Source organism: Glutamicibacter sp. NPDC087673 (genome assembly GCF_044743255.1).
Lineage (GTDB): Bacteria > Actinomycetota > Actinomycetes > Actinomycetales > Micrococcaceae > Glutamicibacter.
In genome coordinates this window covers 5,076-6,203 of record NZ_JBIUWB010000014.1, presented here as the reverse complement: position 1 = coordinate 6,203, position 1,128 = coordinate 5,076, and the positions used below count along the sequence as shown (strand labels likewise).

The 1,128-nt window shown below is 49.0% G+C and carries 2 protein-coding genes; one reads left to right on the top strand and one right to left on the bottom strand.

What is annotated here, in order from left to right; all coding sequences use genetic code 11:
* Positions 1-303, top strand: a 303-nt coding sequence (locus ACIOTL_RS18025; protein WP_400344214.1) for a hypothetical protein, incomplete at its 5' end; no start/stop codon positions are given.
* Between the two features lie 105 nt (positions 304-408).
* Here ACIOTL_RS18025 and ACIOTL_RS18020 read toward each other — a convergent pair.
* Positions 409-924, bottom strand: coding sequence for a GtrA family protein (locus tag ACIOTL_RS18020; RefSeq protein WP_388026059.1), 516 nt, complete (start codon positions 922-924; stop codon positions 409-411).
* Between the last annotated feature and the right edge of the window lie 204 nt (positions 925-1,128).

Sequence of the window (1,128 nt, the reverse complement as noted above, 5' to 3'; positions counted from 1 at the left end):
AATGTTATGTATTCACCAAATAAAAATATTCGGTATCAACAAACTTGGCACACTATTGAGTTCTCAAACAACAAACACTCTCGACACCACAACCACCAATCCTTCGATGACTGCTTCGCTCCGGAGCAACTTTTCCAACTTACCAGAGTTCCTGATCCGATCAAAATCGGCGGAAAACCTTCAGTGAAAAGTGATTGGCTGCCGGGTAAACAAACGGTAGATTCCGTGTTGTTTCCGTTCCGGCAACAGATAAAAACTATACACAGGTTTTCAGGGCTCCGCAAATCGGCAGGGCACTTTTGACAGTGATCGTGGTTACACTGTGGTGGCATAATCCGCGGGCGTACTCTGACGCCCTGACAGTTGAACAAATCTGCAGCGGAATCGCGACTGCTTTGCTCCTGCGGTTTACAGGATCTCTGTACGTTTATGGAGCGTATCCAGGAAGACGAACTTCTTCATTGCCCACCATCGGAAGATCATCCCAAGTAACGTCCCGATAATTGGTCCGGCGATAAAGTCGGCGATCTCCTGGACGATAAAAGAAACGTGCGGTTCCGTGATTCCAAAGATCCAACGGGATACATAAACCGGCGCCGCAGTAATTCCAATAGCTACCGTAGACATGCCGACGAATTTGATGAACTGAATACGTTTGAGGCCGTGGGCGACATCCCCAAAGGTAAACCGTCTCGAGAGGTAGTAGGAAACTACCGTGGCCGCTGCATTAGCGATAAGAAAAGCTGAAGTTGGATGCGCCCCCAGAATCGTGAACTTCAATCCGTAATTCACTGCCAAGGTCAGGAGGAAGCAGAATCCTCCTATGCCCAGGAAGTACAGAGCTCTCTTTCGTTCCCGATACTGTTTTGGGCGCGATGGATCCCGTGCGCCTTCATCGCTAAATGCTTTGGCTCTGCCACTCATGGATCAAGCATAGACATCCCAGGATCGGCGAATAGAAAATTGAAACTTAATCAGGGCGGTTCTTAGTTATCCATATGGGTCACCTTGCACAGCATGCTCAGATTGAAGCTCATGAGCTTCCAGCGATGTATGAGTCGGACATTTTCGTGGCAGCGTCCAATGGCCAGGATGGGGGCAATGAGTTGTTATGCCCTGCGGCTCAAC